General features: G+C 47.7%; 1 protein-coding gene. It reads right to left on the minus strand.

The window, feature by feature from the left end; translation table 11 throughout:
• Positions 1–331, minus strand: a 331-nt coding sequence (locus tag HHH54_RS10980; protein WP_232796336.1) for an Ig-like domain-containing protein, incomplete at both ends; no start/stop codon positions are given.

The following is a 331-nucleotide window of genomic DNA, read 5'->3' on the forward strand; positions in this document are numbered from 1 at the left end:
CATAGCTACCATTGTCTCCTACTGTGCCTGTCGCTGTTGTACCATCCGGGAACGTAATCGTTACCGTACTTCCTGGTTCTCCTGTTCCTGTGATTGACGTTGCGTCTGACGTTACTTCGTTCACCGTTGGTGCTTCTGGTGCCGTTGTATCTACTACTGTTGTTGATGTGCTTGTTGATTCATTGCCTGATGCATCTGTTGTTGTCACTTGTAACGTTTCTCCGCCTTTGAGATCTACACCATTTGGAATCGCAACTTCATAGCTACCATTGTCTCCTACTGTGCCTGTCGCTGTTGTACCATCCGGGAACGTAATCGTTACCGTACTTCC

Origin of the sequence: Staphylococcus canis (assembly GCF_016238445.1) — a bacterium.
Classification (GTDB): Bacteria; Bacillota; Bacilli; order Staphylococcales; family Staphylococcaceae; genus Staphylococcus; species Staphylococcus canis.